This is a genomic window from Psychrobacter sp. 1U2 (assembly GCF_051847575.1).
This window is the reverse complement of record NZ_JBPYDC010000620.1, coordinates 1-937: the sequence shown is the minus strand read 5'-3', so window position 1 is coordinate 937 and position 937 is coordinate 1. Positions and strand designations below refer to the sequence as shown.

General features: G+C 39.8%; 1 protein-coding gene. It reads right to left on the bottom strand.

Annotated elements, in window-relative coordinates; all coding sequences use genetic code 11:
• Positions 1 to 675 (bottom strand): Rid family hydrolase (locus tag ACS8FD_RS17665; RefSeq protein ID WP_439276811.1); only part of this gene is annotated, 675 nt, incomplete at its 3' end.
• Positions 676 to 937 lie beyond the last annotated feature (262 nt).

The following is a 937-nucleotide window of genomic DNA, read 5'->3' as shown; positions in this document are numbered from 1 at the left end:
ATTTACTTTGACAATTTCTTGAAGAGGAACGTCGATACTTTCTAAAATCGCTTCAATGTTTTGTAGGCATTGCTGCGTCTGCTCTTTGACACCACCAGCGACCAGCTTACCAGTTTCAATATCGACAGGCAGTTGCGCTGAGATATTATTGTAATGGGAAAAAGCGATCGTATGCGGCGATACTGAATCTTTTGGTACTTGTTCATTGTTTTTTGGTACTTTTACCAGCTCAACGGGTGCTTGCGGATACGTACCTTCACCGTTTGAGATAACAGCGTCCATTTGTACCAAAGCATCATCCATGGGTAGTGCTGCTACTGCTATGACCGTCCGTGTCGGCAGATAGCCTTGAAAAAATGCGGGGTAAATCGTATCGATGTCTTTAATGTCTTCGATGTTTTTTAAAAATATATTAATTTTGATCACATCATTCATGTCATGATCGATGCTTGCTACAATGGTTTTGATATTTTTTAGGCACTGCGCGGCTTGGACTTTTATATCGTTCGCAACCAAATCACCGGTAGTAATATTGACAGGTAATTGCGCTGAGATATAGTTGTAATGCGAAAAAGCAACAGTTTGCGTAGACAGTAAATTTTGCGGAGCAATGTCCGTGTTTCTTGATACTTTTATGATAGTGTCATTAATAGCGTGATTAGTAGTGTCATTCATATCGGTATTCCCTATTTGATATGTGTTTTTATATAAATCTCAGTTTGATACAGTTTTATCGTTTTCTATAAAAAGCTAGCTATGGAACAAGACGAGAAAATTAAACTCAAAAAGCCGCAAGAAATCTGTGCGGCTTTTTAGATTTATCATGATAACTGGGTTGCAGCACTAGTAGAGACTAGCTAGTGAAGATCAGCTAGTAGCGATTAGCCAGCAGCCAATACCCCACCAATGATAGCAACCACGCCGCCTAATGCACGAG